This is a genomic window from Nonomuraea africana, assembly GCF_014873535.1.
In the GTDB taxonomy this organism is placed as follows: Bacteria; Actinomycetota; Actinomycetes; order Streptosporangiales; family Streptosporangiaceae; genus Nonomuraea; species Nonomuraea africana.
This window is the reverse complement of sequence record NZ_JADBEF010000001.1, coordinates 5,730,324-5,754,396: the sequence shown is the minus strand read 5'-3', so window position 1 is coordinate 5,754,396 and position 24,073 is coordinate 5,730,324. Positions and strand designations below refer to the sequence as shown.

Here is a 24,073-nt window from a genome sequence, read left to right as displayed (position 1 = left end):
TTTGCTGTCAACGGTCCCGAATATGGGCAGGTGTCGCGATGCCCGGTGGAAGGGCCGGATCGGGCACCGGGGCGCCCCACGACGAGACCATCGGCAGCACCCCGGCCCAGATGGGCAGCGCGTAGTCCTCCTTCTCGTCCTCGGGGGCGCCCGCGCGCAGCTTCACCGACGCCTCCTCCAGCGACAGGGCCAGAACCGCTGTGGCCGCCAGTTCCTTGCGGGTGGGCCGCCTCGCGTAGTCCCACTGACCGGGGGCCAGCTGTTCGGTCAGCGCGCGCAGCCCGTCCAGGCGCTCCTGCTCGTCGGTCACCAGCCTGGCCTCGCCGTAGATGATGGCCGAGCGGAAGTTGACGGAGTGGTTGAAGACCGAGCGCGCCAGCACGAGACCGTCGAGATGGGTGACGGTCACGCAGACCTGGCTGCCCTGTCCGGCGCGCAGCGACCGGGCGCCGGTGGAGCCGTGCAGGTAGAGGGTGTCGCCGATGCGGCCGTAGCCCGTGGGCACGACCATCGGGTGACCGTTCACCACCACGCCCAGATGGCAGATGAGCCCGGTGTCGAGCACCTCGTAGAGATCGTTCCTGTCGGTGCTGCCGCGGTGCTTCTCGCGGCCGAGCGTCGTGCGGGGTGTGGTGGAGAGCATGCTGTCACGGTATTGAGATAGTGGACCTGTCGTTAATGTCCACTAATAACCGCTTCTCGGGGACCACTTCCTTGCGCACGCTCATCGACCTTCCCGTCTCCCTGTCCAGGGACTCGGCGCTGCCCCTCTCCGTCCAGCTGGGCGACTGGCTGCGCGAGGCCATGCGGGCGGGCGCGCTCACCGCGGGGACCCGCCTGCCGTCCTCGCGGGGGCTGGCCGCGCAGCTCGGCGTCAGCCGTACCGTGGTCACCGAGGCCTACCAGCAGCTCTACGCGGAGGGGTGGCTGGATGGCAGGCACGGCTCAGGCACCTTCGTGGCCGACCTGTCCACCGACGCCGCGCCACCCGCCCGTCAGACGCCCGCCCCGCCCGTGGCCGAGCCGGTACGGCGGGCCGCGCCGCTGATCGACCTCACGCCGGGCGAGCCGTGGGTCAAGGACTACGACGCGGCCGCGTGGAAGCGGGCCTGGCGCAAGGCCGCCGACCTGCCGCCCGGCGACGATCCCGACCCCTACGGCCTGCCCCGCCTGCGCGAGCTGCTCGCCGGGCACCTGCGCAGGTCCAGGGCGATCGCGGTCGGCCCGGAGAACATCCTGGTCACCAGGGGCACCGGCAACGGCCTCGACCTGGTCGCCCTCGCTCTCCTCGGGCCCGGCGCGAGGGCGGGGGTGGAGGACCCCGGCTACCGCGTGGCCCGCAACGTCTTCGCGGCCAGGGGCGCCACGATCGTGCCCTGCCCCGTGGACGAGGACGGCGTCATCGTCTCCGGGCTCCCCTCGGACCTGCGGGTCCTCTACACCACCCCCGCCCACCAGTACCCGATGGGCGGCCGCCTGCCCATCCCGCGCAGGGAACGGCTGCTGGCCTGGGCGCGGCGTACCGGGGCGATGGTGGTCGAGGACGACTACGACGCCGAGTTCCGCTACGACGTGGCCCCGCTGCCCGCCCTCTACGGCCTCGACCCGTCGCGGGTGGTGCTGCTCGGCACGCTGTCGAAGTCGCTGGCCCCGGACGTGGGCGTGGGCTGGCTCGTGGGCGAGCCCGCGCTGCTGAGCAGGATCGCCGAGATTCGCCAGGACCTGTCCGACCGCACCAGCGGTCCTGTCCAGCAGGCGGTCGCGACCCTGCTGGAGCGCGGGGACCTCGACCGGCACCTGCGCCGGATGCGGCTGGAGTATGCCCGCCGCCGCGCCGCCGTGGTCGAGATCCTCGGCCCGGTCTGCCGCCTGCGCGGCGACACCGCGGGGCTGCACGTCCTGGCCGAGCTACCGCCGTCCGAGGTGCGGGGGATCGTGAGCGCGGCCGCCTCCCGCGGCGTCCTGCTGGACACCACGGTCCGTCATCACCACGCCGAGTCGCAGGTGCACGGTCTGGTCATCGGGTACGGCTCGGCCGCACTGCCCGACGTGCGGCGCGGCTGCCAGATCCTCGCCGAGCTGATCGCCGCCGCGTCCTAGGCGCGGGCCCGCTGGCTCCACTTGATCTCGTAAGGCTTGAACGTGAACGCCTTGCCGTCGACGGTCGCGGTCAGGTCGGCGTCGGTGGTGTTGACCATCACCATCTGGTTCGGCTGGGCCAGCACGCGCACCTTCGGGTCGCTCGTGACCACCTGCTCCAGCCTCGCGTTGGTCGGGAACCACTTGACGAACCCGCTGAGCAGCCCCGCCATCGGCATCTCGGCGCCGCGCCCGGGCACCCAGAGGCAGCCGTGGCACTCACCGGCCGGCTTCTTCTGCGGGTTCCAGTACAGGGCGGTGGTGACGCCGCTCTTGGCGAACTCCATCATCGCGGTGGCCTGGACCGCGGCCACCTTCTCCTCGCTCCAGCCGGTGTTCTCCGGCTCGACGTAGTACTCGGCCCACCACACCGGCAGGTCGCCGCTCTTCTGGCGCAGCCACGTCGTGATCGCCGAGAACTTCGCCGTCGCGGCGAACTCGTCCGGCAGGGGCTGCTGCTGCTCCTTGGTCATCGTGGCGCCGTCGATGACGACGAACTCGGCGCCCTTCTTGTTCTCGAGCCAGTACTCGATCGCGTCGAGCACCCGCTGGTCGACCACGCCCCACGGCCCGCTGACCTCCGAGGTGCCGATCGTGGGATCGTGGTGGTCGATCGGCACGTAAGGCCCGCCGACCTTGATCTCGGGGTTCACCTTCTTGAGCGCGTCGTAGACCTTGTTGTACAGCTCGGTGTACGCCTCGGCGTCCCACCTGTTGGTGGCCTGATTCCAGAAGCCCTTGAACTCGTTCCACACCATGAAGTGCTTCACGGTCGGGTAGCGCTTCGCGACGGTCGCGGCCAGCTTGGCGTAGTCGTCGAAGTGCTCGCGCCTGGGCGCGGTGGTGTGGTTCTTCGCCCAGTCGGTACGGCCCGCCGTGCCGCCCTTCATCCAGTCGGGGGCGCAGCACAGCGTGATGACGGGGATCGACCGGGAGTCCGACATCATCTTCATGCGGCGGTCGAGGTCGCGGAAGTCGTACTTGCCGGGGCTCGGCTCGGGGTTGCCCGCGCCCCAGCCCATGATGTGCTGGTTCTGCAGCATCGGCTCGCGGGCGAGGATGCCGACGGCGGCCTCACGGACCTCGGGCGTGTCCTGGTCGGCGCTGTACTGCGTGTGGGTCACGCCCCAGCGCGGCCAGTCCTGCGTGGGGGGCGGCGCGTTAAGCGTGGGGGCGGCCTGCGTGGGCGGGATCGTGGCGGGCTCGCCGGAGGCGCTGTTCCGGTTGCCCGCGTAGATCATGATGCCGGCGACTAGCGCCACCGCGACGATTCCGGCTGCCAGAGCGATCGGCCACGGGGAACGCCTCTGCGCGTGACGGCCGTTCGTCGGTATCACCGGAATCCTCCTGTAGCGTTCCACATGACGAAGCCGGGTCTTTGAAGCCCGGCGCATCTCCAAGGTAACCGCAAGGTTTGCAGAACACTTGAATCTTGCACTAGGGGTTAGCTGGGATTCGGCGGCCTTTGTCCCCCGGCCGGGCCGGGCACGCCAGCATAACGGTAGGGAACAGGTGCCCGGCCAGGCTGAACGACCAGCAGCGTGCCCGGCTCCTCGGCGTAGAAGGCGGACTCCACGGCGCTCGCGACGTCTTCGGCGGTGAGCAACGGGAAGCCCGCGCCGAGGAACAGCTCGCGCTGCGAGGCGACCAGCGGGGTGTCGGTGAAGCCGGGACAGACGGCGCCGATCCTGATGCCGTCGCGGGCCAGCGGCACGGCCAGCGCCCTGACCAGACCGACGACCGCGTGCTTGGTCATCGTGTAGATCGGGTCGCCGTCGAAGCCGACGAGCCCGGCGAGGGAGGCCGTGACGACGATCGCGCCGCCGCCCGAGCTCCGCAGCAGCGGCACGGTGGCCTCGACGCCGAAGACGACGCCGTCCACGTTGACGCCCATGGCGGTGCGGTACTGGTCGAGGTCGAAGTCGGCCAGGTCGACGCCGCTGGAGATGCCCGCGTTGAGGTGGACCAGGTCGAGCCTGCCGTAGCTCTCCCTGGCCAGTTCGGCCGCGCGGAGCGAGGTATCGCGCTCGCTGACGTCGCCGGCCAGCCAGACGCCGCCGACCTCCTTGGCCATGCGCTCGACGCCCGCCTCGTCGCGGTCGAGGAGCACGCAGCGCGCCCCGCCCGTCGCCATCCTTCGAGCGACGGCGGCGCCGATGCCGCTGGCCGCTCCGGTGATGAGAACCACACTGCTCATCGGGTCTCTCCTTGTGGGTCGTCCGCTTCCGCGGGGAGGGGTCAGGCGGTGCCGTCGTCGAGCGTGCGGTGGGCGCGGGCGATCAGGGTGGGCACGGCGCCGCCGATACGCTCGAACCCCTCACCCACGGTCTTACCCTGCCGGAACCGGGCGTGGATACCCTCCACGATCACCGCGAGCTTGAAGTTGCCGAAGGCCACGTAGAAATCCAGGTCGGCGAGGTCCCTGCCGGAGACCTTGGCGTAGTGGGCGGAGAACTCGGCGGCGGACAGGAAGCCGGGGGCGAGCGTGACGTCGCCGGCCACCGGGATCGACGCGCGCTCGTCGTCGCCGCGATCGTGCCAGTAGGTCAGCGTGAGGCCGAGATCGGCCAGCGGGTCGCCCAGCGTGGACATCTCCCAGTCGACGACCGCGAGGATCTCGGGCGGATCGGCCCTGACGAGCGTGTTGTCGAGCCGGTAGTCGCCGTGCACCAGCGTGGCGGCCGGTGCGGCGGCCGGGGTGGCGGGCAGACGGGCGCGCAGCCTGGCGACGAGCCGGTCGTAGGCGGGCTCCTGCCGGTCGGCCGACCGCTCCCACTGCTGGCACCAGCGCTCGAGCTGCCGCGCCATGTACCCGTCGGGACGGCCGAAGTCGGACAGCCCGGCCGCGCGGTAGTCGACGGCGTGGATCTCGGCGAGCACCTCGGCCAGTCGCTGCGACAGCCGCCGCGTCTCCTCCGGCCCGGGCGTGGCGAGTTCCTGCCTGTTGCGGACGGCGGCGCCCTCGACGTACCCCATGAGGTAGAACGGCGCGCCGATCACCTCCTCGTCGGCGCAGAAGGCCACCGGCTCGGGGACCGGTACCGGGGTGCCGTGCAGGGCGGAGATCACCCGCCACTCGCGGCGCATGTCGTGGGCGGTGGGCAGCACGTGGCCGAGCGGAGGACGGCGCAGGACCACGCGTCGCCCGGTCGTCTCCACCAGATATGTCAGGTTGGATCTGCCGCCGGAGATCAGCGACACGGAGACGGGCTCGCCCTCCGAGGGGACGTGCGCGCCCATCCACGCGACCAGCCGCGGCCAGTCAATGCCAGGTACCGTCATGGGACCCCATTAGAACTCGATTCGGTTCGCCCTGCCAAAATTAGAGTTCCCTAAATTTGCGCCGCATCGTGATCCCCCACCTCCCCGCATCCTTTAACGTGGCTGTACGTCGCCGTGCACATGTCGGCCCGGCGATGGGGGAACCGCACACCCCAGTAGGAGCTCATGCGCATCACGCTTGTTCATCCCCGAGACCTGGGGCGACCGGAAGTGACCCGTTGGCGGGCCTTGCAGGAGGCAGACGCCGCTTTCGACAATCCCTTCCTCTCGCCCGAGTTCACGATCACGGTGGGCGAGTTGCGTGAACAGACCCGCGTGGCCGTCGTCGAGGACGGCGGCGAAGTGGTCGGCTTCTTCCCCTTCGAACGGCACCCGCTCGGCATCGGCAGGCCGGTCGCCGCCGGTCTCACCGACGCCCAGGGCCTGGTCCACGCGAAGGACGCGGAGATCGACGCGCAGACGCTGATCAGGGCCTGCGGCCTCGGCGTCTTCGAGTTCGACCACCTGGTGGCGGGGCAGCCCCTGCTGGCCGAGCGGCACACCCTGCATCCCTCGCCGATCATCGACCTCGGCGACGGCTGGCCGGCCTACACCGACTTCCTCAAATCCAACTCCGGCAAGACCTACAAGAGCACGCTGGCCAAGTCGCGCAAGCTGCAGCGTGACGTGGGTCCGCTGCGCCACGACTACGCCACCACCGACCCCGAGCCGCTGCGCACGCTGCTGAGCTGGAAGACCGACCAGTACCGCCGCACGGGCCGCACCGACAGGTTCGCCATCAGGTGGATCGTCGAGCTGGTCGAGCGCCTGCTGGCCACCCAGACCGACTCCTTCGCCGGCGTGCTCGACATGGTCCACGTCGACGGCGCCCCGATGGCCGGGCACTTCGGCCTGCGCACCCGCACCACGCTGGTCGGCTGGTTCCCCGCCTACGACACCGCCTACGCGAAGTTCTCTCCCGGCCTGATCCACCACCTCGCCATGGCCGAGGCCGCGTCGGCGGCGGGCATCAAAGTGATCGACATGGGCAGGGGAGAGAAGGAGTACAAGGAGAAGCTCAAGACCGGCGAGCTCCAGGTGGCCGAGGGCCGCGTGGCGCGGGCCAGCGCGGGCGCCGGCGTCCACTGGATGCTCAGGGTCCCCGTGCGCAAGGCGCGGGGCGCGGTCATGGCCAACCCGCTGCTGCTCAAGACGGCCGACCGGGCGCTGAAGACCTACGGCCGGCTGCGCACGGCCCTCTCGGCGTGAGCCCCGAGCGGGCGCTCGCCGCCCGCACCGGTCGCCACTGCCTGCTGCTGCCGTCCAACCGGCTCGGCCTCTACCTCACGCTGCGCCACTTCTGCTCCCCCGGGCAGCGGCTGCTCATGTCGCCGATCTCCGCCGACGAGATCCTCTTCCTGGTGCTCGCGGCCGGCCTGCGCCCGGTGATCGCGCCGCTGTCCCGCCGTACCGGCAACATCGACCCGTCGCTGGTCGATCTCACCGCCGTCGACGCGGTCCTGACCACCAACCTGTACGGCCTGCCCGACGACGTCGAGGCGTTCGCCGGCAAGACCCTCATCGAGGACGTCGCCCACGCGATGGAGACCACGGTGGCGGGCCGTCCGCTGGGCACGTTCGGTGAGGCGGGGGTGTTCAGCCTCTCCAAGCATCCCGGCGCCGGCTCGGGCGGGGTGCTGGCCGTCCAGGACGCCGCCACCGCCAAGGCGCTGGAGCAGGCCCGCGACAGGCTCCTGCGGCCCGGGGCGCTGCGCGCCGAGCTGGTGAGCGTGGCCAGCTCGATGGCCAGGCAGGTCGCGCTGCGGCTCGACCTCGTCCGCCCCGCGCTGGCGCTGATGCGCCTGCTCGGCATGGAGGAGGAGCGCGAGGGCTACCGCATCGCCCTGCGCGCCCCCGAGCTGGCCGGCGCCCTGGCCCAGGCGCCCTCGCTGCCCGCCTTCGACCCATGGGTCCGCGCCGACCTGCACACCTACCGCACCAGCAGGGGACCGCTCGCCCGCTGGTACCAGTCGCGCAGGCTGGCCAAAGTCGAGGGCGAGCGCTCCAGGCGGCTGGCGGGCGTGCGGAGCCTCGCCGCGCTGCCGGGCGTGGCGGCCGGCGTCCTCGACCAGCTCGACCAGCCGCTGTTCAGGGTGCCGCTGCTGGTGAAGGAGCGCGACCGGGCCATCGCCGCGCTCGAACGGCGCGGCGTCGCCACCGGCTACCTCTACGATCCGCCGTACGACGACTACGCGCCCTCCTTCACCGAGCCCTCGCCCGCGCCGGCCGCGGCCAGGTGGTGGGCCGCGCACGTGCTGCCCGTCGACCCGCTCTACGCCCACCGGGCGCTGCCCGTCCTCCGGGATCTCGTCCCCGCCTGACCGGCAGGGCTCAGATGCCCTTGAGGAACCCGCCGTCGACCGCGAACTCGGCGCCCGTCGTGCTCGCCGAGCGCGGCGAGGCCAGCAGGGCGATCACGTCGGCGACCTCCTGCGGCTCCACGAGCCGCCCGGTGGACAGGTTCATCATCTGGGGCGCCACCGAGTCCATCACGCTGTCGCGGTCGGAGCCCGTGACCCCCGCGAGGATGTCGGCCGCGCCGCCCTCCTCCGTCCACCACGCCGTCCTGACCGGGCCGGGGCTCACGGTGTTGACCCTGATGCCCTGCGGCGCGTACTCCTCCGACAGCGCCTTCGACACGTTCAGCAGGCCCGCCTTGGCCGCCTGGTAGTCCACGTTCATCGGGCCGGGCTGACGGACGGCGCCGGTGGTGACGTTGACGATCGACCCGCCGCCGCGCGCCAGCAGGTGCGGAATGGCCGCCCGTACGGCACGCACGACCGCGAACAGGTTGAACTCGAACATCGTCCGCCAGTCGGCATCGGTCGGGGCGAGGAAGCTGAAACGGGGCAGCTTCACGCCGGGCGGAGGGCCGCCGGCGTTGTTCACCAGGATGTCGAGTCCGCCGTAGACCTCCACGGCGCGCTCCACCGCCGTCGCGGGCCCCTCGGGGTCCATCAGGTCGACGGCGGCGTGCGTGAGCCTCGGCCCGGCCAGCGCGTCGAGCTCAGGGCTGCTCTTGCGCGAGACGGCCACGACGCTGGCCCCCTCCTCCAGCAGGGTGGCGACGGTGGCCAGGCCGATTCCCTTGGAGGCGCCGGTGACGAGCGCGACGCGGCCGGAAAGCTGCAGATCCATGATGAATCCTCTCAGTGCGTGCTGTGTGCACTCCTGAAACACCGCTCACCTCAGATCGGTTGCACCTGTTTCGGCGGGAGCCGCCCATACGTGAGCGCCCTCAGGAACCACTCGACGGGGCCGTCGTATGGCCGCGCAGCCACAAGCGGCTGAAGGCGGCCTGCGCGGCGAAGAGGGCGAGGGCGACGAGCACTTCCAGCGGAGGGCTCACCTTGTCGACGAGGGCCGCCGCCCGCTTGCCGAGCGCCAGCCCCACCAGGCAGGCGGCCAGGACGGCGGGCGCCTGGAACAGCACCCGCAGCACGACGATCAGCGACAGCTCGTGCAGGTGCGCGGCGACGATCTTGGTGGGTCGCCGCGCAGCAGGATGTCGCACGCCCCAGTCGAGGCCGCTGTCGAAGCCGGGCTCGGGCAGCCCGCTCATGCGGTAGCCCGAGGCCATGAAGGCGATGTTGACGACCAGGATGCCGAGGAGCGCGAACCCCCGCAGCGCGTCCACCGCGGCGATCCGGTCCTCTGAGGTGCGAGATGGTCTCCACATCAAGGAGACATCATCCCGCAACCTGAGAATTTCCTGTGACTTACTGGAACATGTTCAGACCGATGTACAGGAATCGCTCCACCACCACGGCGATGGCCACCGCGAAGGCGGGCACGCCCACCCAGAGCAGCCGCCTGCGGGCCCTGGGCGCCTTGTCCCTGCCGTGCAGGCGGATCACCTCGTAGGCGAAGAGCGCCAGCCAGGTGACGCCGAGCGCGATCACGCCTATCAGGTCCCACGGCGAACTGGGATCGCCCGGCCCCCCGCTCGTGTAGCGCGGATCGGGGATCTCGGTGCCCTTGACGAACTTCTTCCACGTGTAGAGCGCCGCGTCGTCGTTGGCGTAGACCTTCCTGATCTCCTTGGACTTGTCGAGGGCGGCGACGAACCTGTCGTACCAGTCGGCGGGGAAGCCCTCGTTCAGCTGGAGGTAGGCGGCCTGCCCCCTGGTGACGGCGAGGAAGGTGTTGCGCTCACTGGCCCTGAGCGTCGCGACCGCGTCGGTGATGTCGGCCGGATCCTTGTGGACCAGCGCCTGCTGCGTGAAGTCGACCTTCTCGAAGTCCTTCTCGCCCCAGGGCAGGATCGGCGTCGTCTCGGGGCCGATCTTGGGCACCAGGTACAGCACTCTCGCGCTCGGCTTGTCGTGCTCGTAGACGTAGCGCATCGCGGCGACCTCGCCCGTGGTCACCCGCTCGAACTTCTCGTTGCCGTAGCGGGCGATGAGGAAGGCCATCGACAGCGTGAGCGCGACGCAGGCGGCCAGGACGATCGAGATCATCCTGGTGGTCCGCGGGTCGAACCTGACGTTGCGCTGGCGGAAGGGCACCGTCTCCTCGGTGGCGTCCTCGCTGTCGGCGGGCAGGTTGGGGAAGAAGGCGTAGGCGGCCAGCAGGCAGGCGCCCGGCAGCATGAACATGTAGACCCGCAGGCCCATCTCGCCGCCGTAGCTCTGCAGGGCCATGGCCAGCACGGGGACGCACAGCAGCACCAGCGCGGCCCTGTCGAACACGCCGCGCCGCAGTCGCCTGAACAGCCCCACCGCGGCCAGCAGCAGGACCGTCGCGCAGATGCCGAGCCGCGTCTGCAGCACCAGGGCGTGGACGGGGTCGCTGCCGTCGATGCGGTCGCCGGTGCCGCGGGTGAAGTTCTCCAGCAGCCTGCCGATGCCGCCGAAGATGGACTCCATGTTGCCCTGCCAGAACCCCACGGTCTGGTAGCTGATCCAGGCCAGTAGCACCAGCCCGAAGAAGAACGGCAGGGCCCACGTCAGCGAGGTGCGCTTGACGATCAGGAAGGCGGTCAGCGTGCCCAGCATCATGAAGGGCGTGATCTGGTGCGAGGCCGTCGCGGCGAAGAACAGCGCGACCAGCATCAGCAGCATCAGCAGCTTGTCGGCCCTGAAGGTGCCGGTGTTGGCCAGCTCGCCGGGCAGCATCGCGTCGAGCCTGGCCAGCAGCCTGCGGACCGGGCCCTTAGGCGGCATCGGTTTGGTACGCGGCTCGACCTCGCCGAACCAGCGCAGCAGGATCGCCACGAACGCCAGGTAGAGGGCGAAGGTGAAGCCCTGGGGCGAGAAGTAGTCCTGTTGGATCCACTGCACCAGGATGAACAGCAGCGCGGCGAACCACCTGGCCCGCGTGGTGGCCACCACCTGGCGCAGGATCAGCACGAACGGCAGCAGGTAGAGCAGGTTCGACAGCAGCGGCGTCCAGTTGAGGATCGTCGTGAAGTCGGTGATGCCCGCCGCCTTGCCCACGAAGGCGAACAGCGCGAAGAAGCCGGGCCACGCCATACGGGCGTCGAGCTGGGGCGAGGTCTCGCCGGTCCTGGAGATGAAGTCGACGAATCCCGCGTGCACGTACGCGGTGGGGAAGCGTGGCTCGTCGGCCACGATCGCTCCCGCGCCGTGCAGGGCGAAGGTGATCGCGGCGATCTGGAACAGCAGCAGGAACTTGCGGTCGGTGCTCTGGGTGACCGTGACGAAGAACGAGACGATCATGATGACGATCGCGAAGAACGCGCTCAGCGGCATCGCGGAGATCAGGCCCAGGCCGCCGATGTCGGCGGGGTCCACGCCGCGCAGCGGGCCGGGGGAGACCCGCAGCGCCAGCACGTACATGAGCAGGCCCTCGAGGACCAGCACGACGGGCAGCCAGCGCGGCGCCCCCCGCACCAGCGACGCCAGGCGCGTCTCTCTCCCTCGGGGCGGGGCCTGGGGCCTTCCGGCGGGTACGGCGGGCGGCTCGGGGGCGTGACCGATCTTGACGGAGCCGGAGGCGGGCAGCCGGAGCGCCACAGTCGACTCCGCGGCCCCCTGCGACGTCTCCGTGGGCGGCTGTGTCCTGGGCGCCGCCCCCGGGGAGCTCTTGGGGGGCGTCGGGAGGCGTACGGCGGCGGTGATCTCCGTGGCGACTTCGCCCGGGGACTTGGCGGCAGTGAAGTCGGGCAGGCGCAGCGCCGGGTTGGTGTCCTCGACATCCACGTCATCCGACACCCCGGCCGCCGGTGCCTCAGCGCTCGCGTCGTTCTGTTCGGACGCCGCGCTCTCCGGACTCTCGCCGGACGCCTGGCTCTCCGGATTCTCGACGGGAGCCGTGCTCTCGCCGGGACTCTCGGGATCCTCGTCGGACGCTGAGCTCTCCTCGCCGGAGGCGGCGCTCTCGGGGCCCTCGACGGTGCCCTCGGCCTCGTCCGTGCCCGCCTCGTCGGGCGAGTCGACCTCCGCCTCGGGCGCGGCCTGGACCGCTTGGGGCTCGGTCACCTCGGCCGCCTCAGAGTCGGCCGTCTCAGGCTCGGCCGCCTCAGAGTCGGCCGCCTCAGGCTCGGTCGGGCCGGAGTCCTCGGGATCGCCGGGGTGCTCGGAGCCGGTGCCGTCGGAGTCGGTCTCTTCGGTCTTCTCGGCCTTGGAGTCGGTCCCGGGATCGGGCTCGGGGTTCTCGGGCAGGGTGATCTTCGGGATCACTCCGGTGGCCTCGGGATCGAACTCGGGATCCACGGACTCCTTGACCTCCTCCACCTCCGAAGCGCCGGATGCCTCGGACGTGCCGGTCGTCTCCGTCGTCATCTCATCGCCCGCCGGTTGCCTCACGTTGACCATCATGCGGCCTCAGACGACCGCTGGGTGACACGGTGCCGCCCGGTTTCGCCGAACTTGAGTATTTTACGGAGACTTCTGAAGATCAACAGTGCGACCAAAAGTTCGCTGAGCAGGAGGCCGTACCCCACGGCGTTCACACCCACGAAGGGGAAGAGCGCCATGATCGACACCAACACCAGCACCGCGAGCCCGATCTGCACCACCGCCAGCTTCCGTGCCTTCCCCAGCGCGCGCAGCGAGCTCAGGTAGACCTCGATCAGCACCCTCGGCAGGACGGCCAGCGCCATCAGCCGCAGCAGCGTCGTGCCCTCGGTGGCGAAGTCGGAGCCGAAGACGGTCAGGATGAGCGGCGCGGCGAGGAAGGCCACGCCGATGATCGGCGTGATGATCATCAGCGCCCGTTTCAGCGCCCTCCTGGCGTTGGCGGCCAGCCGCGACCGGTCGAAGGAGCCCTCCACGGTCAGCGAGACCGCCATGTTCATGGCGAGCAGCTCGATCATGCAGCCCAGCGTGTGGGCCATGGAGAAGCGTCCGAAGGTGGCCTCGCCCACCCTGGCGGCGATCAGCACGGGCACCAGGTAGACGATCGCCAGCATCGACAGCGTGCCGGGGAAGTCGCCGGCCAGGAACCTGCCCATCTCGCGCAGCCTGGGCGGCTGGGCGGTGCTCTCGGTCTCGCGGACGTGCTTGGGCACCTGGATGCCGAAGATCAGGAAGTTGACGGGGATCAGCGCGATCGCCGTCGGGATCATCCAGGAGACGAAGATGCCCCCCTCGGGGAGCGAACCCGCCAGCGCCACCAGCAGGCCCATCTTGGCCAGGCCGAACACCAGGTTGTTCACCGGCACCCAGGTGGCCTTGCGCAGCCCGGTGAGCGCCACGTCCTGCAGCGTGAACACCGACCAGACCAGTACGGCGCCGAGGAAGAACAGGCCGTGGCCGAGCCCGCCGAGCACGGCGTAGATCTCGCCCCACATCGGCAGCGTCAGCAGGAAGCCGATCGCGGCGGCGCCACCGGTGGCGGCGGCCAGGCCGTACCCCCGCAGGATGACCTCCGCGGTGCGGCGACCGGAGATCGGGATGAACCTGGCCAGCGCCCCCACGAAGCCGAGTGCGGTCAGCGAGGCGAACAGGCGCATCGCGGTGATGAGCGCCTGGCCGCTGCCGAACTCCTCGGGCGTGTAGAAGCGGGTGGCCAGCAGCCAGTAGCCCATGCCGAGCGTGGCGGTGATCGCCGTGTTCGCCATGAGCGCGTAGCCGTTGCGGAACAGGGGGTTGCGCAGGTCTCGCAGGATCTTCTGCAGGACCGATCGGTCAGACATTCCCGCGTACCCGCTGCAATCCGTACCTCGTCCTTCTGACGACCGCGTAGCCCTTGGTGAGCACGCGCTCCCGCAGGTAGATCAGCGGGATCGCGCTGCCCTCGACCGCGCGTCTGAACATGCTCATGGTGGTGTGCTGACCGACGGTGAGGCGGGGGATGGCCAGCAGGTCGTGGCGGTCGGCGGCGATGGCGTTGTTCACCGCGCACGCCGCCCAGTAGCCGGCCTTGCGCACCTCGCGGCGCACCCGCGCGCTGGAGTAGCCGTAAGGGTAGGCCATGGTGGCCACCGGCGCGCCGATCTTGTCCTCCAGCAGGCCCTTGTTCCTGCGCAGCTCCTGGCGGAGCTCGGCGTCGGGTAGCTGGTCGAGCTGGGGGTGGCTGTGGCTGTGGCCACCGATCTCGATGCCGGCCCCCGCGATCTCGCGGGCCTGGCTCCAGCTGAGCATGTCGTCCAGCGGCCTGCCCGCGGCGTCCTTGCCCGCGTCGGAGACCCATCCGCTGGTCAGGAAGACCGTGGCGGGAAACGCGTACTGCTCGAGCACCGGCAGCGCGTGGGTGTGGAAGTCGGCGTAGCCGTCGTCGAAGGTCACCACGACCGGCTTCTCCGGCAGCGACCTGCCGTTGTTCTTGTGCACCGAGGCGACGAGGTCGGCCACCGTGAGCGGGGTGAAGCCGTGCGTCGAGAGGTAGTCGATCTGCTCGGTGAAGTCACCCGTGCGCACCGCGTGCGGCTTGGTGTCCTGGTTGGGCCGGTCGGTGATCGAGTGGTACATGAGAATCGGCACACGGATCATGAACGCACCAGCTTCAGCCGTACGGAACCCACCACGTAGCCCCAGGTCGTCCAGGCCAGCCCGACGACGATCGCGAAGGCCCTGCCGAGCCCCGACACGTCGCCGCGCACCGCCTCGCCGAGCCCGCGCAGCGCGCCGAGCGGCAGCGCCTTCAGCGCGTGCGCCCGCTCGCTCTTCAGCCCGTCCTGGGTGCCCACACTCTGTGTGACCAGTGCCTTGGACAGGCCCTCCGCGTAGCAGCGGGAGCGGAAGTAGCCGAAGGTGGCCCGCTGGGCAGGCACCTTGTGCCCGATCAGCGCGGCGGGCTCGAACAGCATGACCGCCCCCGGCTTGCGCTGGGAGAGCCTGATGCAGAACTCGGTCTCCTCGCAGCCGAGCGGACGGCTCTTGCGTCCCTGGACGCTGCGTCCGATGCCGCTGTGGAAACCGCCGACCTCGCCCACCGCCGTACGCCTGAAGGCGGCATTGCCGCCCATGACGTTGCGGATCGGCGACCGTACGGCCGGCATGCCGCGGTAGCTGCACCCCACGGTCCAGTCGAACTCGTAGGGGAACCATCGGGGCCGGCGTCCCGTCTGCCACAACGGCTCGGTTCTGCCGCCGACGCCGACCACCGCGGGGTCCTGGAAGCCCTCCTCCAAAGCCTCCAACCACCCGGGATCGGCCACGGCGTCGTCGTCGAGGTAGGCGACGATGTCGCCCGTCGCCACGTCGGCGCCGGTGTTCTTGCCCCCCGACAAGCCCTTCTCATGGGTGTTCTCGACCACGCGTATCGTGGTCGCGCCCGCTTCGCCGCTCGTTGGCTCCTCCGTCGCTCTCTCCCGGCGAGCTCCTGCGCTTACGACCCGCGGGTAGGCCTGCTTGAGCCTGAGCATCAGGTCCTGGTTGTAGTCGACGACCAGGATGATCTCGTGCGCGGGGCGGCGCTGGAGCTCGACTGACTCGACGGCCTGCCTGATGTCCTCCCAGCGGTCCTCGGTGTAGACGCAGATGACGACCGAACTCTTCATGACCGACCTTTACGCCACGCCCCGGTCGGCCGCGGGGCGGCTGGCGGGCTCGGGAACGGGCCGCGCGGGACGGCGGCGCCGCTCGCGCAGGATCGTCTTGAGCACGCGGATGCCGTCGCGGACGGCGTGCAGGTTGCTCTCACCGTGGATGCGGCAGCGCTCGTGGCTGGGCACCTCCTGCACCCGCAGCCCGGCCTTGGCGGCGCGGACGTTCATCAGCGTCTCCACCTCGAAGCCGTCGCAGTCGAGGTCGAGCACGGGCAGGTGCCTGGCCCAGAAGGCGTTGTAGCCGTAGCACAGGTCGGTGTACTTGGTCTGGTAGAAGATGTTCACCAGAGTCGTGAGGACCTTGTTGCCGAAGTAGCGGCTGAAGGTCAGGTCGTCGCTGCCGCCGCCGGAGATGTAGCGCGATCCCTTGACGAAGTCGGCGCCGGTGACGAGCGCGCCCACGAAGGAGATGATCTCGTGGCCGTCGGTGGAGCCGTCAGCGTCGATCATGACGATGATGTCGCTCGTGCAGGCGGCGAAACCGGCGGCCAGCGCGTCGCCCTTGCCCCTGCCGGTCTGCGTTACGATCTTGATGTTGGGCCTGAGCCGGCGCGCCACGGCGACGGTGTCGTCCACGGAGTTGCCGTCGACCAGCACGATCTCGTCGATCCACTGGGGAATGGTGGCGAACACGTGGGGCAGGTTCTCCGCCTCGTTCATCGCCGGGACCACCACGCTCACCGTCGGTGAGATGGCCAGATGGGGGGTGAGTGGGTGAACCGCTCGATCGGCGGCATCGATCGCAGGCCGGAGCCGTTGATCTTGTTCCCGTTGGACTTGGTGATCTCGGGACTCATGGTGCGCAAAATCCTTCCGGGACCTGTTGCTGCCGTGCGGACCCGGGGCCATCCGCGATCCCATGGATCATCGGGAATGGCAGAAGTGACGAACGGTGCATGAAGGGTCCAATGGGGGTGAGGGTGCCAATGGATGGTGCTGGGGTGGTGCTGCTGCTACTACTTCTGGTGCGAGGGTGGGGAGCGTTACCGCGCCCCTGAGGGTTCCTTGACGACGGTGTCGGGTGGCGAATCGGACTGCAAGGTCGTGCGCACCCGCCCGAATCCCTTCAGCACGCGGTCGGCCACCCTATAGAGAGACGGTCGATCCAGGACGATTGTTCGCGCCTTGTTGACAGGAGTCCTGCCGATCCAGTGGACGGCGGCTGTCGCGGACGGCCGGGAGACGCGTCCTTCGGCGACGTAGAGGACCCCGCTCTTCAGCCAGTCCTTGTACTCCTTGCCGCCCTTGCCCATGTCGACGGCGTGCAGCCCGGCCTTCGCCGCGTGCTCGGCCATCTGCAGGTGGTGCACGATGCCCGGCGAGTAGCGCGCGAACTCGGTGTCGTAGGCCGGGAACCAGCCGACCAGCGTCGTCGCCGTGCGCAGACCGAAGTGGCCCGCCACCGGAACGTCACCGGCATAGAGCATGGTGAGGACGCCCGCGAAGTCGTCGGAGCGCCCGGCGTGCATCAGGTCGATCAGCTCGACGATCCACGGCTGGGCGAACCTGTCGACCCTGCCGGTCCTGCGGTACTGGTCGGACTTCCAGTTCAGCAGGGTGCGCAGCACGGCGGGATCGGGGGAGGCGTACTCGAAGCGCAAGTCGCCCTGTTCCCTGCCGAGCTTGCGCTCCTTGTAGCGCACGGTCTTCAGGTTCTTGGGCGAGTTCGACTTCACCTGCTCGATCCAGGAGTCGAACCCCGCGGTGAGGTCCATGATGGGAGCGGGCCGGACATCGGTCTCGAACGCCGCGAACGTCGGCTGACCCGCGACCATGTGGTCGAAGTCGAAGACGCTCAGCTTCGCGGCCCTGAGCAGGGCCCTCGTGTCGATCTTCAGCTCGGGAGCCGAGATCAGGCCATGACACGTGGTGAGAAAGCCGCCGAGCGGCTTGCCGATGCCGAAGCTGTGGCGCTCGTAGGGGAAGAAACCGGCGATCGAGCCGCCGTCGTGGATGACAGCCACCCGCACGTAGTCGCGCAGGCGGTCCATGGCCAGCGCGAACTCGACGGAGAGAAAGGGGTTGTCCAGCGAGGGATCCGCCTTCTGCAACGCCCGCCATCGAGACCGCTCGGACTCACCCAGCTCGCCGGGGCGAACGATCGAGATGTTCACCTTGGTCCCGCCCCCTGTTCGCTCTGCATGTTCTTCCCCCGATACAACACGCGCAGTACGTACATGAACCCAGCGAGCACAGCGACTGTCGCAACGCCGGCCCTTGGGGACCATGCGTCGAACAGAAGCATGGCTTGGGCAAGGAGAACGTTAAGAACGAGACTTGCCGCAGCTCCTACTGATAGTGCGGCAAGAGGATCACGATCCCGCAACAGTCCGACTACGGCGGCCCCGGGAACGACGAAGAGGAACAGAGAGATCAGAAGCGGGCGCAGCGGCGTCTGGATGTCGGCGAGCGCGATCACCGCCCCCGCGATGCACGCTGCCGCGAGCACCCAGGTGAGTGCCCTCCATTTGCTGCCCATCTCCTGACTCCTGGCTACTCGCTGGCAAAGGCCCGGTTGATCGCATTATTCATGGGATCAACCACGCCACGGGCCCGTCAATGCCGACGTCTGGCGACCGCTCAAGGTTTACCGTGCATGCCAAGATTCCCGTGTGTTATTCAACACATAGTCAAGAGCATGCCACGGGGAGCGGTCCCAAGCCATCTAGCTTGCCCTATGGCGGCGGGTCAGCGACGCCTAAAGTCCGACTTGTCCCCCTTTGTCACTGAAATGAGTTCTTAATCATCTTGCGCCTCGTGCGTGGTCGTGCTGCTCGCCACACCGGGCGCCGGCGTCTCCGTCGAGTCGGGAGAGGCGGGCGGATCATCGGTGGGCTCGGGGTCGTGACCGCCCTGGCCGTTCCATGACAGCGCGCAGGAGCCGCCGCCGCCGTTGGAGCTGATCGTCACGGTTCCCGCGCCGGGGGAGCCGGGGTCGTTGACCGTCACCCAGACCGACGCCGACTGGCCTGCCTTGATCGAACCGCCCGAGGGGAACACGTCGAGGCCGTCGGAGGCGCCCGCGCTCCAGGTGATCGTCGCGTTGCGGGCGGCCAGCCGTACCGTGCCCGCGCCCGCGACGCTGCCGGGACAGGTGACCGACAGCCGCGCCGCCGGCGCGGCGGCCCGGGTGCGGGTAGGGGTGGGTGTCGGCCTGGTGGTCGAGGGCCGCGCGACGGGGGTCTGCGCCGGCCTGGCCGCGGGCCGCGACTGCGGCGGCTGTGCCGTACGGCTCGGCTGCTCCGTCGGCTCGGGACCCTCCTCGGCGTCGTTCTGCAGCTCGGGCTCGGCCGAGGGGTCGGCCAGAGGGTCGGTCAGGGGATCGGCCGAAGGGTCGGTGAGCGTGAGGGCGGGCTCGGAGGCGCGGGCCGAGGCGGGGGGCACGATCCGCAGCGCGGCCGGCTCGGACTCGCCGTTCATCACGATCATCGCACCGGTGGCGGCGAGCACGCAGGCGCCGACGGTGAAGACCGGCGCCAGCCTGCGGGGACGCCTGCGCGAGCGGCGCTCGACGATCACCGGGAAGCCGGTCCTGTCGAAGCTGTCGCCACGCTCGGTGATCAGCGTGCGGGTCTGGTCCCGCTCGGGGCTGGTGCAGGTCTCGACCACCCGGCGGCGCAGCGAGATCGGCGGGAAGGCGACGGGCACCAGATCGAGCAGCCTGCTCGCCGAGACGTGCCGGTGCCGGCCCTCGGTGCAGACCTCGCAGCCGCCGATGTGCCCCGACAGGCGCCTGCGCAGGATCGGGGTGAGCGGGCCCTCCCACGAGTCGACCATGGCCGACAGGTCGGGGCAGTGCGCGCGCCCCGTCCTGGCCAGGACCACGGCGGCGGCGGCGTTCTCCAGATGGTCGCGCGCCCTGCCGAGCCTGGTGGCCGCCTGGCGGGAGGTGAGCCCGAGCACGGCGCCGACCTCCGAGGGGGTCAGCCCGTGCCGCAGCGACAGTTCGAGCACTTCGCGCTCGCCCTTGCTCAGCTCGCCGAGCGCCTCGTGCACCAGCTCGGCCAGCTCGGGGTCCTCGGGGTCGTCCAGGACGGGAGGCGGGGTGCCGGGCGTCCTGGGGGTCTTGGCGACGCTCTGGAACCTGGTCAGCGCGTACAGCCACGCGCGCAGCCTGGCGCTCTCCTTGAGCTGGTCGGTACGGCCCTGCGCGGTCACCAGCGCGTCGTGCACGGCGTCCGCCGCGCTGTCGCGGTCGCCGGTCAGCGAGCAGGCGTAGTCGTGCAGCCGTTCGGCGTAGGCGTCATAGAGCCTGGCGGGGGCGTCGGTGTCGGCGTGGCGCAGCGCCTCCACCAGTTGCTGATCGTCGGCGCGGTCGACAGTAGGCCATCCGGGCACGGATCTTCCTCCCCGCAGGTGAGCTCGTGTTCTCACAGCCCCACGCGGGTAGGACGCCCCCTCCCGAAGAGGGGTTGTCCCGGCATAACGACCGGGTATCGCTCAGGCGCCCGCCGTCAGCGGCAGTCGGGCGCGCACAGGCGCCGCTTCATGCCCTGGACGAAGAACTTGCGCACGTCGAGGATGTTCGCCGCGATGTAGGCCTCGCCTCCGCTGGCCTCGGCCATCGCGTCCATCTGCTTCTTGCCCTTGGGCGCGTCGGGGCCGAAGGCGATGATCAGGAGGTTGACCGGGCGCTTGGGGTCGTACTCCTGCTTCAGGAACTCCACCATCTGCGCGTTGGTGACCTTGCCCGTCGGGTCGTCGTTGCCGGCGCCGTCGGTCAGGATCAGGATCGTGTTGATCTTGTCGCGCTCGTAGGTGGACTTCATCTCCTGATAGGCGGCCATCAGCGTGTCGTTGAGACCGGTGTCGCCGGTGGCCTTGGGCTGGACGGTGGCCAGCTGCTGGCCGAGGATCTGCTTGCGCGGGACGCCGTTGACCATCTCGCTCAGCGGGCCGACCGAGACCAGCTCCTTGTAGTCCTTCTGGCCGTCGAGCAGCGTGGAGAAGCTCCAGACGCCGATCTCGCTGTCGGCGGGGAACAGCCCGAGCCCCTCGCCCGCGATCTTGGTGATCGCCTGCATGCGGGTCATGCCGGTGCCGGGCACCGGGTAGGCCATCGTGCCCGAGACGTCGAGCAGCGCGAGCATCCTGGTGCCGAGGTTCAGCCTCGACCACATCTGCGCCATGCTGGCGACGTTCTTGGCGTCCGGGGCGGGCAGGGCCTGGGGCGCCGCGGCGGCGAAGCCCTTGTCCTCGGCCAGTGCGCTGCCGCCCTTGCCGTCAGGGCTGCGGAAGCCGTGGTCGCGCAGCGTCCTCTGGGCCGCCTCCGTGGCCAGCTCCTGCTGGAAGGCGGTGGCCGCCTTCCGCTTGAGCGGGTCCTTCGAGGTGATCACGACGGGGTAGTCGAGGCTCAGCGTGCCGTCCTCGGGGTAGAGCGGCACGACCGGCGAGGCGGACTTCTTGGCGTTGTGCGCCCAGATGCTCTGCTCGGAGGAGACGCCGACGGGCACCTTGCTGCCCGACTTGACGGTCAGGCTGGCCAGCAGCGCCGAGGGGTCGGTGGCGATCTGCTCCGAAAGCTTCTTCAGCGCGCCGACCAGCTGCTCGTCGCCGAGGCCGGCCTCCTTGGCGGCGCCCGCCGCGGCCACCAGCGCGCCGAGACCCGCGGAGTTCTTGGCGGGGTCGAGCGCCAGCACGCGGATCTTCTTGCCCGGGCCGTCGGCGTTGGCCACGTTGGCCACGCTGATCAGGCCCTGCCAGCTGGGCTGCAGGCTCTTGGCGAGGTTGGCGGCCGCGCTCTTGGCGGCGACCAGGACGATGGGGGAGCTGGCGACCGACCCGGACGGCGCCGGCAGCCCGGCCCCCGCCTCGCCCGCGCGCAGCCTCTCGACCATGAGGCTGGAGTCGGCGATCCACATGTCGGCGTCGAGCTTGCCGTTCACCAGGCTGTTGGCCGACTTGGCGGCCGACTCCCTGACGACCGTCACCGCGAGGCAGCGCCCGTCCACGGCCTTGCCGGTCTTGTTGAACGATCCCGCGACCTTGTTCAGCGCGGGCGAGAGGTCTGGAGTGGCGACCACGCGCAGCGCGAGCGGATCGCCCGTGCAGCCGCGTTCCCTGTTGAAGATGACGAAGGCGGCGACACCGAGCAGGATGGCAAGGGCGAGCGCGCCGGCGAGCGGGACCAGCACCCTGCCGCGGCCGCTGCTGCTGCGTCGGCGGGGGGCGCGGTAGCCGTCATCTAGCTCGTCTGTACGGTGTCGCCCCACGTTGTCCTCTTTGGTGTAGATACGTTCGGGTCACCATACCGGGAGATACTCCGCGGTGCTCACGGAACGATACTGGGTGGGCTTGGTGTGGCAAAAGCACTGATTTGGTGCAGTGATTACCCAGAGTGGCTGTCAATGGCAGCAGCCGTGACCGCGCCACGCCCGCATTCCCTCCCGTACGGCGACCGCAGCGAGCACCACCGCCACCGCCGGATCGACCCACCACCAGCCGAGCGTGTTGAGCCACAGCCCGGCCAGCACGCCGCCCGCCATGGCGGCGCAGATGAGGTTCTGCGCGCCCTCGCCTCTGGTGGCCGCCGAGCCGAGCCGGGCGCCGACGCGCCGCTTGGCCACACCCAGCGCGGGCATGCTCACGAGGCTGATCGCCGTGACCACGATGCCGAGGACGCTCGGCTGCGCGCGATGCCCCGCGTCGAGGTCGTACAGCACGTGGATGACGAGGTAGGGGGCCAGCAGCCAGAAGCTCACCGCCACCGCGCGCTGCGCCCGTTCCTCGGCGTGGGGCGAGAGCGTGCGCGCGCCGGTGAACCGCCAGACCACGATCAGGCTGGCCAGCGCCTCGACGAGGGCGGACAGGCCCCAGCCGATCAGCGCGACCGAGTGTGCCGCGAAGCCCGCCGCGAGGCCGAGCGTGCTCTCCAGCCCGAGCCACACCAGCGTGACCAGCGACAGCACGCGGGCTCGGGCGGCGTCCTTGAGCCAGGTGACCGACGCGGCCGGATGTGAGTGAACCCGCTGGTCAAACACCATGACCCCGACTCCCACCCTCCGATCGACGACAGCGTTCCGTATCCTAATCACTACTGATCGTTATCGGCCCGTTTCTGTGCAAAGCTCTGCCAAACAAGACCGAGGGAGGGTCCATGCCTTTCACGTTGAGCCACGTCGCCGCCGTCGTGCCGCTTCGCAGACTCACCTGGCTGGACCCATGGGCGCTCGCGGTCGGGGCGATGGTGCCCGACCTGCCGATCTTCATGCCGTTCCTGCCCGACTACGACCACTGGCACTCGGTCAGGGGAGTGGTCACCATCGACCTGCTCGCGGCGCTGGTGCTGCTGGCCGCCTTCCACGCCTTCCTCCGGCTGCCGCTGATCGCCCTGCTACCCGACCGCCTGGCGGGCAGGGCGGCGACGCTGACGCCGTCGCCGAAGATCCTCCCCGTGGTCGCGGGCGCCGCCGTCGGCGCCGCCACCCACGTGTTCTGGGACTCCTTCACCCACTCCTACGCCAGCGGGGTGTGGGGTTGGGCGTGGCTGGACCACGAGGTGCTCGGCGTGATCCCGGTCTTCAGGGTGCTGCAGTACACCTCGTCGGCGCTGGGGCTGGCGTTCGTGATCTGGTGGGCGTGGCGCGCGCTGACGCGGATGGCGGACGCGCCCCCGCCCGAGGGGCTGTCGCTCAGCAGCGGGGTACGGCGGGCGGTCCTGTGCGCGGCGGCCCTTGGCGCGGTGGCGGGCGCGGCGCTCTGGCCGGTGCTCGACCCGCCGGTGCCCGGCATCGCGGGCCTGGTCACCAGAATCGGGGCCGGCACCCTCGTCGGACCGGTCGTGGTGCTCGCGCTCTACGCCGCGATCTGGCAGTTCAGGCGGATCGTGGCAGGATTCGAGCGTGCCTGAGTACGTGACCGACGCCAACGATCCCCGCCTCGCCGACTTCGCCGGACTGCGCGACGTGGAGCTGCGCAAGAGCCTGGAGAGCGAACGCGGCCTGTTCGTCGCCGAGGGCGAGAAGGTGATCAGAAGGGCCATCGGCGCCGGGTACCCGGTCCGCTCGGTGCTCACGACCGAACGCTGGCTGGCCTCGCTCGCCGACGTGCTGGGCGACGCGACCGTCTACGTGGTCCCCGAGGAGGTCATGCGAGGCGTGGCCGGATTCCAGGTGCACAGGGGAGCGCTGGCATCGATGGAACGCCTGCCCGTGCCACCGGTGTCGAAGGTGCTCGAGGACGTGTCGCGGATCGTCGTCCTGGAGGATTTGGTCGACCACGGGAACGTCGGGGCGATCTTCCGGTGCGCCGCCGCTCTCGGGGTGGACGGGATCGTCCTCTCGCCGCGCTGCGCCGACCCGCTGTACAGAAGATCGGTCAAGGTGTCGATGGGCGCGGTCTTCGCGATCCCCTATGCCCGGATGGACAACTGGTACGACGGGCTGGAGGAGATCAGGGCGGCGGGATTCCAGACGCTGGCGCTGACTCCCGACCAGGGCGCCACCCCGATGGACAGGGTCGAGATGCGTGACCGGGTGGCGTTGCTGCTCGGGTCCGAAGGGGATGGGCTGTCCTCGCGGTGGTTGCGGGAGGCCGACGAACAGGTGTGCATCCCGATGAGCCCCACCGCGATGGAGGCGGGCGTCGACTCGCTCAACGTGGTGGCCGCCGCCGCCATCGCCTGCCACGGCCTGATGCGCGGCGCCTCCTCTCCATGAC

At 70.0% G+C, this 24,073-nt stretch carries 21 protein-coding genes; 5 read left to right on the top strand and 16 right to left on the bottom strand.

The features are described 5' to 3' along the window. Positions 1-7: 7 nt before the first annotated feature. Positions 8-643: a pyridoxamine 5'-phosphate oxidase family protein gene (locus tag H4W81_RS27265; RefSeq protein WP_192777428.1), complete on the bottom strand. Its 636-nt coding sequence runs from the start codon at positions 641-643 to the stop codon at positions 8-10. A gap of 35 nt (positions 644-678) precedes the next feature. On the opposite strand from H4W81_RS27265, the gene pdxR reads away from it, so the two are divergent. Then, entirely contained in the window at positions 679-2,100 is a 1,422-nt protein-coding gene (gene pdxR, locus H4W81_RS27260; protein WP_192777427.1) for a MocR-like pyridoxine biosynthesis transcription factor PdxR, read from the top strand. Here the strand turns inward: pdxR and H4W81_RS27255 are convergent. The 3 genes from H4W81_RS27255 to H4W81_RS27245 form a co-directional block, all read right to left on the bottom strand. Continuing rightward, the gene (locus tag H4W81_RS27255) at positions 2,097-3,401 is read right to left on the bottom strand and encodes a GH39 family glycosyl hydrolase (protein WP_318781991.1); all 1,305 of its coding nucleotides are present in this window, start codon (positions 3,399-3,401) and stop codon (positions 2,097-2,099) included. The genes pdxR and H4W81_RS27255 overlap by 4 nt on opposite strands. 182 nt (positions 3,402-3,583) lie before the next feature. Then, positions 3,584-4,336, bottom strand: coding sequence for an SDR family oxidoreductase (locus H4W81_RS27250; protein WP_192777425.1), 753 nt, complete (start codon positions 4,334-4,336; stop codon positions 3,584-3,586). A gap of 41 nt (positions 4,337-4,377) precedes the next feature. After that, positions 4,378-5,421 carry a phosphotransferase family protein gene (locus H4W81_RS27245; protein ID WP_192777424.1) on the bottom strand — a complete coding sequence of 348 codons (1,044 nt, stop codon included), beginning with the start codon at positions 5,419-5,421 and terminating at the stop codon, positions 4,378-4,380. Positions 5,422-5,649: 228 nt separating this feature from the next. On the opposite strand from H4W81_RS27245, the gene H4W81_RS27240 reads away from it, so the two are divergent. Next, positions 5,650-6,669, top strand: coding sequence for a GNAT family N-acetyltransferase (locus H4W81_RS27240; protein ID WP_225958814.1), 1,020 nt, complete (start codon positions 5,650-5,652; stop codon positions 6,667-6,669). Then, positions 6,666-7,781, top strand: a complete 1,116-nt coding sequence (locus H4W81_RS27235) for a DegT/DnrJ/EryC1/StrS family aminotransferase (protein ID WP_192777422.1) — start codon at positions 6,666-6,668, stop codon at positions 7,779-7,781. The genes H4W81_RS27240 and H4W81_RS27235 overlap by 4 nt, the downstream gene beginning before the upstream one ends. Positions 7,782-7,791: 10 nt before the next feature. Here the strand turns inward: H4W81_RS27235 and H4W81_RS27230 are convergent, their stop codons facing one another. The 12 genes from H4W81_RS27230 to H4W81_RS27175 form a co-directional block, all read right to left on the bottom strand. Continuing rightward, the gene (locus tag H4W81_RS27230) at positions 7,792-8,598 is read right to left on the bottom strand and encodes an SDR family NAD(P)-dependent oxidoreductase (protein WP_192777421.1); all 807 of its coding nucleotides are present in this window, start codon (positions 8,596-8,598) and stop codon (positions 7,792-7,794) included. A 100-nt stretch (positions 8,599-8,698) separates the two neighbouring features. Further along, complete coding sequence (locus H4W81_RS27225; RefSeq protein WP_192781476.1) at positions 8,699-9,139, bottom strand: hypothetical protein; 441 nt, start codon at positions 9,137-9,139, stop codon at positions 8,699-8,701. Positions 9,140-9,179: 40 nt separating this feature from the next. Next, positions 9,180-12,230 (bottom strand): hypothetical protein, encoded by a 3,051-nt coding sequence (locus H4W81_RS27220; RefSeq protein WP_192777420.1) that lies wholly within the window; start codon positions 12,228-12,230, stop codon positions 9,180-9,182. 8 nt (positions 12,231-12,238) lie between these two features. Further along, on the bottom strand, positions 12,239-13,561 hold the full coding sequence (locus H4W81_RS27215) for a lipopolysaccharide biosynthesis protein (protein WP_192777419.1): 1,323 nt from the start codon (positions 13,559-13,561) through the stop codon (positions 12,239-12,241). Then, positions 13,554-14,357, bottom strand: a complete 804-nt coding sequence (locus H4W81_RS27210; RefSeq protein WP_192777418.1) for a polysaccharide deacetylase family protein — start codon at positions 14,355-14,357, stop codon at positions 13,554-13,556. The genes H4W81_RS27215 and H4W81_RS27210 overlap by 8 nt, the downstream gene beginning before the upstream one ends. Next, on the bottom strand, positions 14,354-15,367 hold the full coding sequence (locus H4W81_RS27205) for a glycosyltransferase family 2 protein (RefSeq protein ID WP_192777417.1): 1,014 nt from the start codon (positions 15,365-15,367) through the stop codon (positions 14,354-14,356). Before H4W81_RS27205 ends, H4W81_RS27210 begins: the two co-directional genes overlap by 4 nt. Before the next feature lie 9 nt (positions 15,368-15,376). Beyond that, positions 15,377-16,096 carry a glycosyltransferase family 2 protein gene (locus tag H4W81_RS27200; protein ID WP_318781990.1) on the bottom strand — a complete coding sequence of 240 codons (720 nt, stop codon included), beginning with the start codon at positions 16,094-16,096 and terminating at the stop codon, positions 15,377-15,379. A gap of 302 nt (positions 16,097-16,398) precedes the next feature. Beyond that, positions 16,399-17,529, bottom strand: a complete 1,131-nt coding sequence (locus tag H4W81_RS27195; protein ID WP_192777415.1) for a GNAT family N-acetyltransferase — start codon at positions 17,527-17,529, stop codon at positions 16,399-16,401. Then, a complete protein-coding gene (locus H4W81_RS27190; RefSeq protein WP_192777414.1) occupies positions 17,526-17,894 on the bottom strand; it encodes a hypothetical protein in 369 nt (122 codons plus the stop codon). Before H4W81_RS27190 ends, H4W81_RS27195 begins: the two co-directional genes overlap by 4 nt. 260 nt (positions 17,895-18,154) lie before the next feature. Further along, positions 18,155-19,753, bottom strand: coding sequence for a sigma-70 family RNA polymerase sigma factor (locus H4W81_RS27185; protein WP_192777413.1), 1,599 nt, complete (start codon positions 19,751-19,753; stop codon positions 18,155-18,157). Positions 19,754-19,869: 116 nt separating this feature from the next. After that, the gene (locus tag H4W81_RS27180; protein ID WP_318781989.1) at positions 19,870-21,627 is read right to left on the bottom strand and encodes a substrate-binding and VWA domain-containing protein; all 1,758 of its coding nucleotides are present in this window, start codon (positions 21,625-21,627) and stop codon (positions 19,870-19,872) included. Between the two features lie 132 nt (positions 21,628-21,759). Then, complete coding sequence (locus H4W81_RS27175) at positions 21,760-22,398, bottom strand: cation diffusion facilitator family transporter (protein WP_192777412.1); 639 nt, start codon at positions 22,396-22,398, stop codon at positions 21,760-21,762. A 113-nt stretch (positions 22,399-22,511) separates the two neighbouring features. On the opposite strand from H4W81_RS27175, the gene H4W81_RS27170 reads away from it, so the two are divergent. Continuing rightward, the gene (locus tag H4W81_RS27170) at positions 22,512-23,264 is read left to right on the top strand and encodes a DUF4184 family protein (RefSeq protein ID WP_192777411.1); all 753 of its coding nucleotides are present in this window, start codon (positions 22,512-22,514) and stop codon (positions 23,262-23,264) included. Continuing rightward, positions 23,257-24,072 (top strand): TrmH family RNA methyltransferase, encoded by an 816-nt coding sequence (locus tag H4W81_RS27165; RefSeq protein WP_318781988.1) that lies wholly within the window; start codon positions 23,257-23,259, stop codon positions 24,070-24,072. Before H4W81_RS27170 ends, H4W81_RS27165 begins: the two co-directional genes overlap by 8 nt. Position 24,073: the final 1 nt, after the last annotated feature.

What these genes read in the sequence shown, in the direction of transcription:
- H4W81_RS27265 (WP_192777428.1), bottom strand. Translation starts at nt 643, where the DNA reads ATGCTCTCCACCACACCCCGCACGACGCTCGGCCGCGAGAAGCACCGC.
- pdxR (WP_192777427.1), top strand. Translation starts at nt 679, where the DNA reads ATGTCCACTAATAACCGCTTCTCGGGGACCACTTCCTTGCGCACGCTC.
- H4W81_RS27250 (WP_192777425.1), bottom strand. Translation starts at nt 4,336, where the DNA reads ATGAGCAGTGTGGTTCTCATCACCGGAGCGGCCAGCGGCATCGGCGCC.
- H4W81_RS27245 (WP_192777424.1), bottom strand. Translation starts at nt 5,421, where the DNA reads ATGACGGTACCTGGCATTGACTGGCCGCGGCTGGTCGCGTGGATGGGC.
- H4W81_RS27230 (WP_192777421.1), bottom strand. Translation starts at nt 8,598, where the DNA reads ATGGATCTGCAGCTTTCCGGCCGCGTCGCGCTCGTCACCGGCGCCTCC.
- H4W81_RS27225 (WP_192781476.1), bottom strand. Translation starts at nt 9,139, where the DNA reads ATGTGGAGACCATCTCGCACCTCAGAGGACCGGATCGCCGCGGTGGAC.
- H4W81_RS27215 (WP_192777419.1), bottom strand. Translation starts at nt 13,561, where the DNA reads ATGTCTGACCGATCGGTCCTGCAGAAGATCCTGCGAGACCTGCGCAAC.
- H4W81_RS27210 (WP_192777418.1), bottom strand. Translation starts at nt 14,357, where the DNA reads ATGATCCGTGTGCCGATTCTCATGTACCACTCGATCACCGACCGGCCC.
- H4W81_RS27205 (WP_192777417.1), bottom strand. Translation starts at nt 15,367, where the DNA reads ATGAAGAGTTCGGTCGTCATCTGCGTCTACACCGAGGACCGCTGGGAG.
- H4W81_RS27190 (WP_192777414.1), bottom strand. Translation starts at nt 17,894, where the DNA reads ATGGGCAGCAAATGGAGGGCACTCACCTGGGTGCTCGCGGCAGCGTGC.
- H4W81_RS27175 (WP_192777412.1), bottom strand. Translation starts at nt 22,398, where the DNA reads ATGGTGTTTGACCAGCGGGTTCACTCACATCCGGCCGCGTCGGTCACC.
- H4W81_RS27170 (WP_192777411.1), top strand. Translation starts at nt 22,512, where the DNA reads ATGCCTTTCACGTTGAGCCACGTCGCCGCCGTCGTGCCGCTTCGCAGA.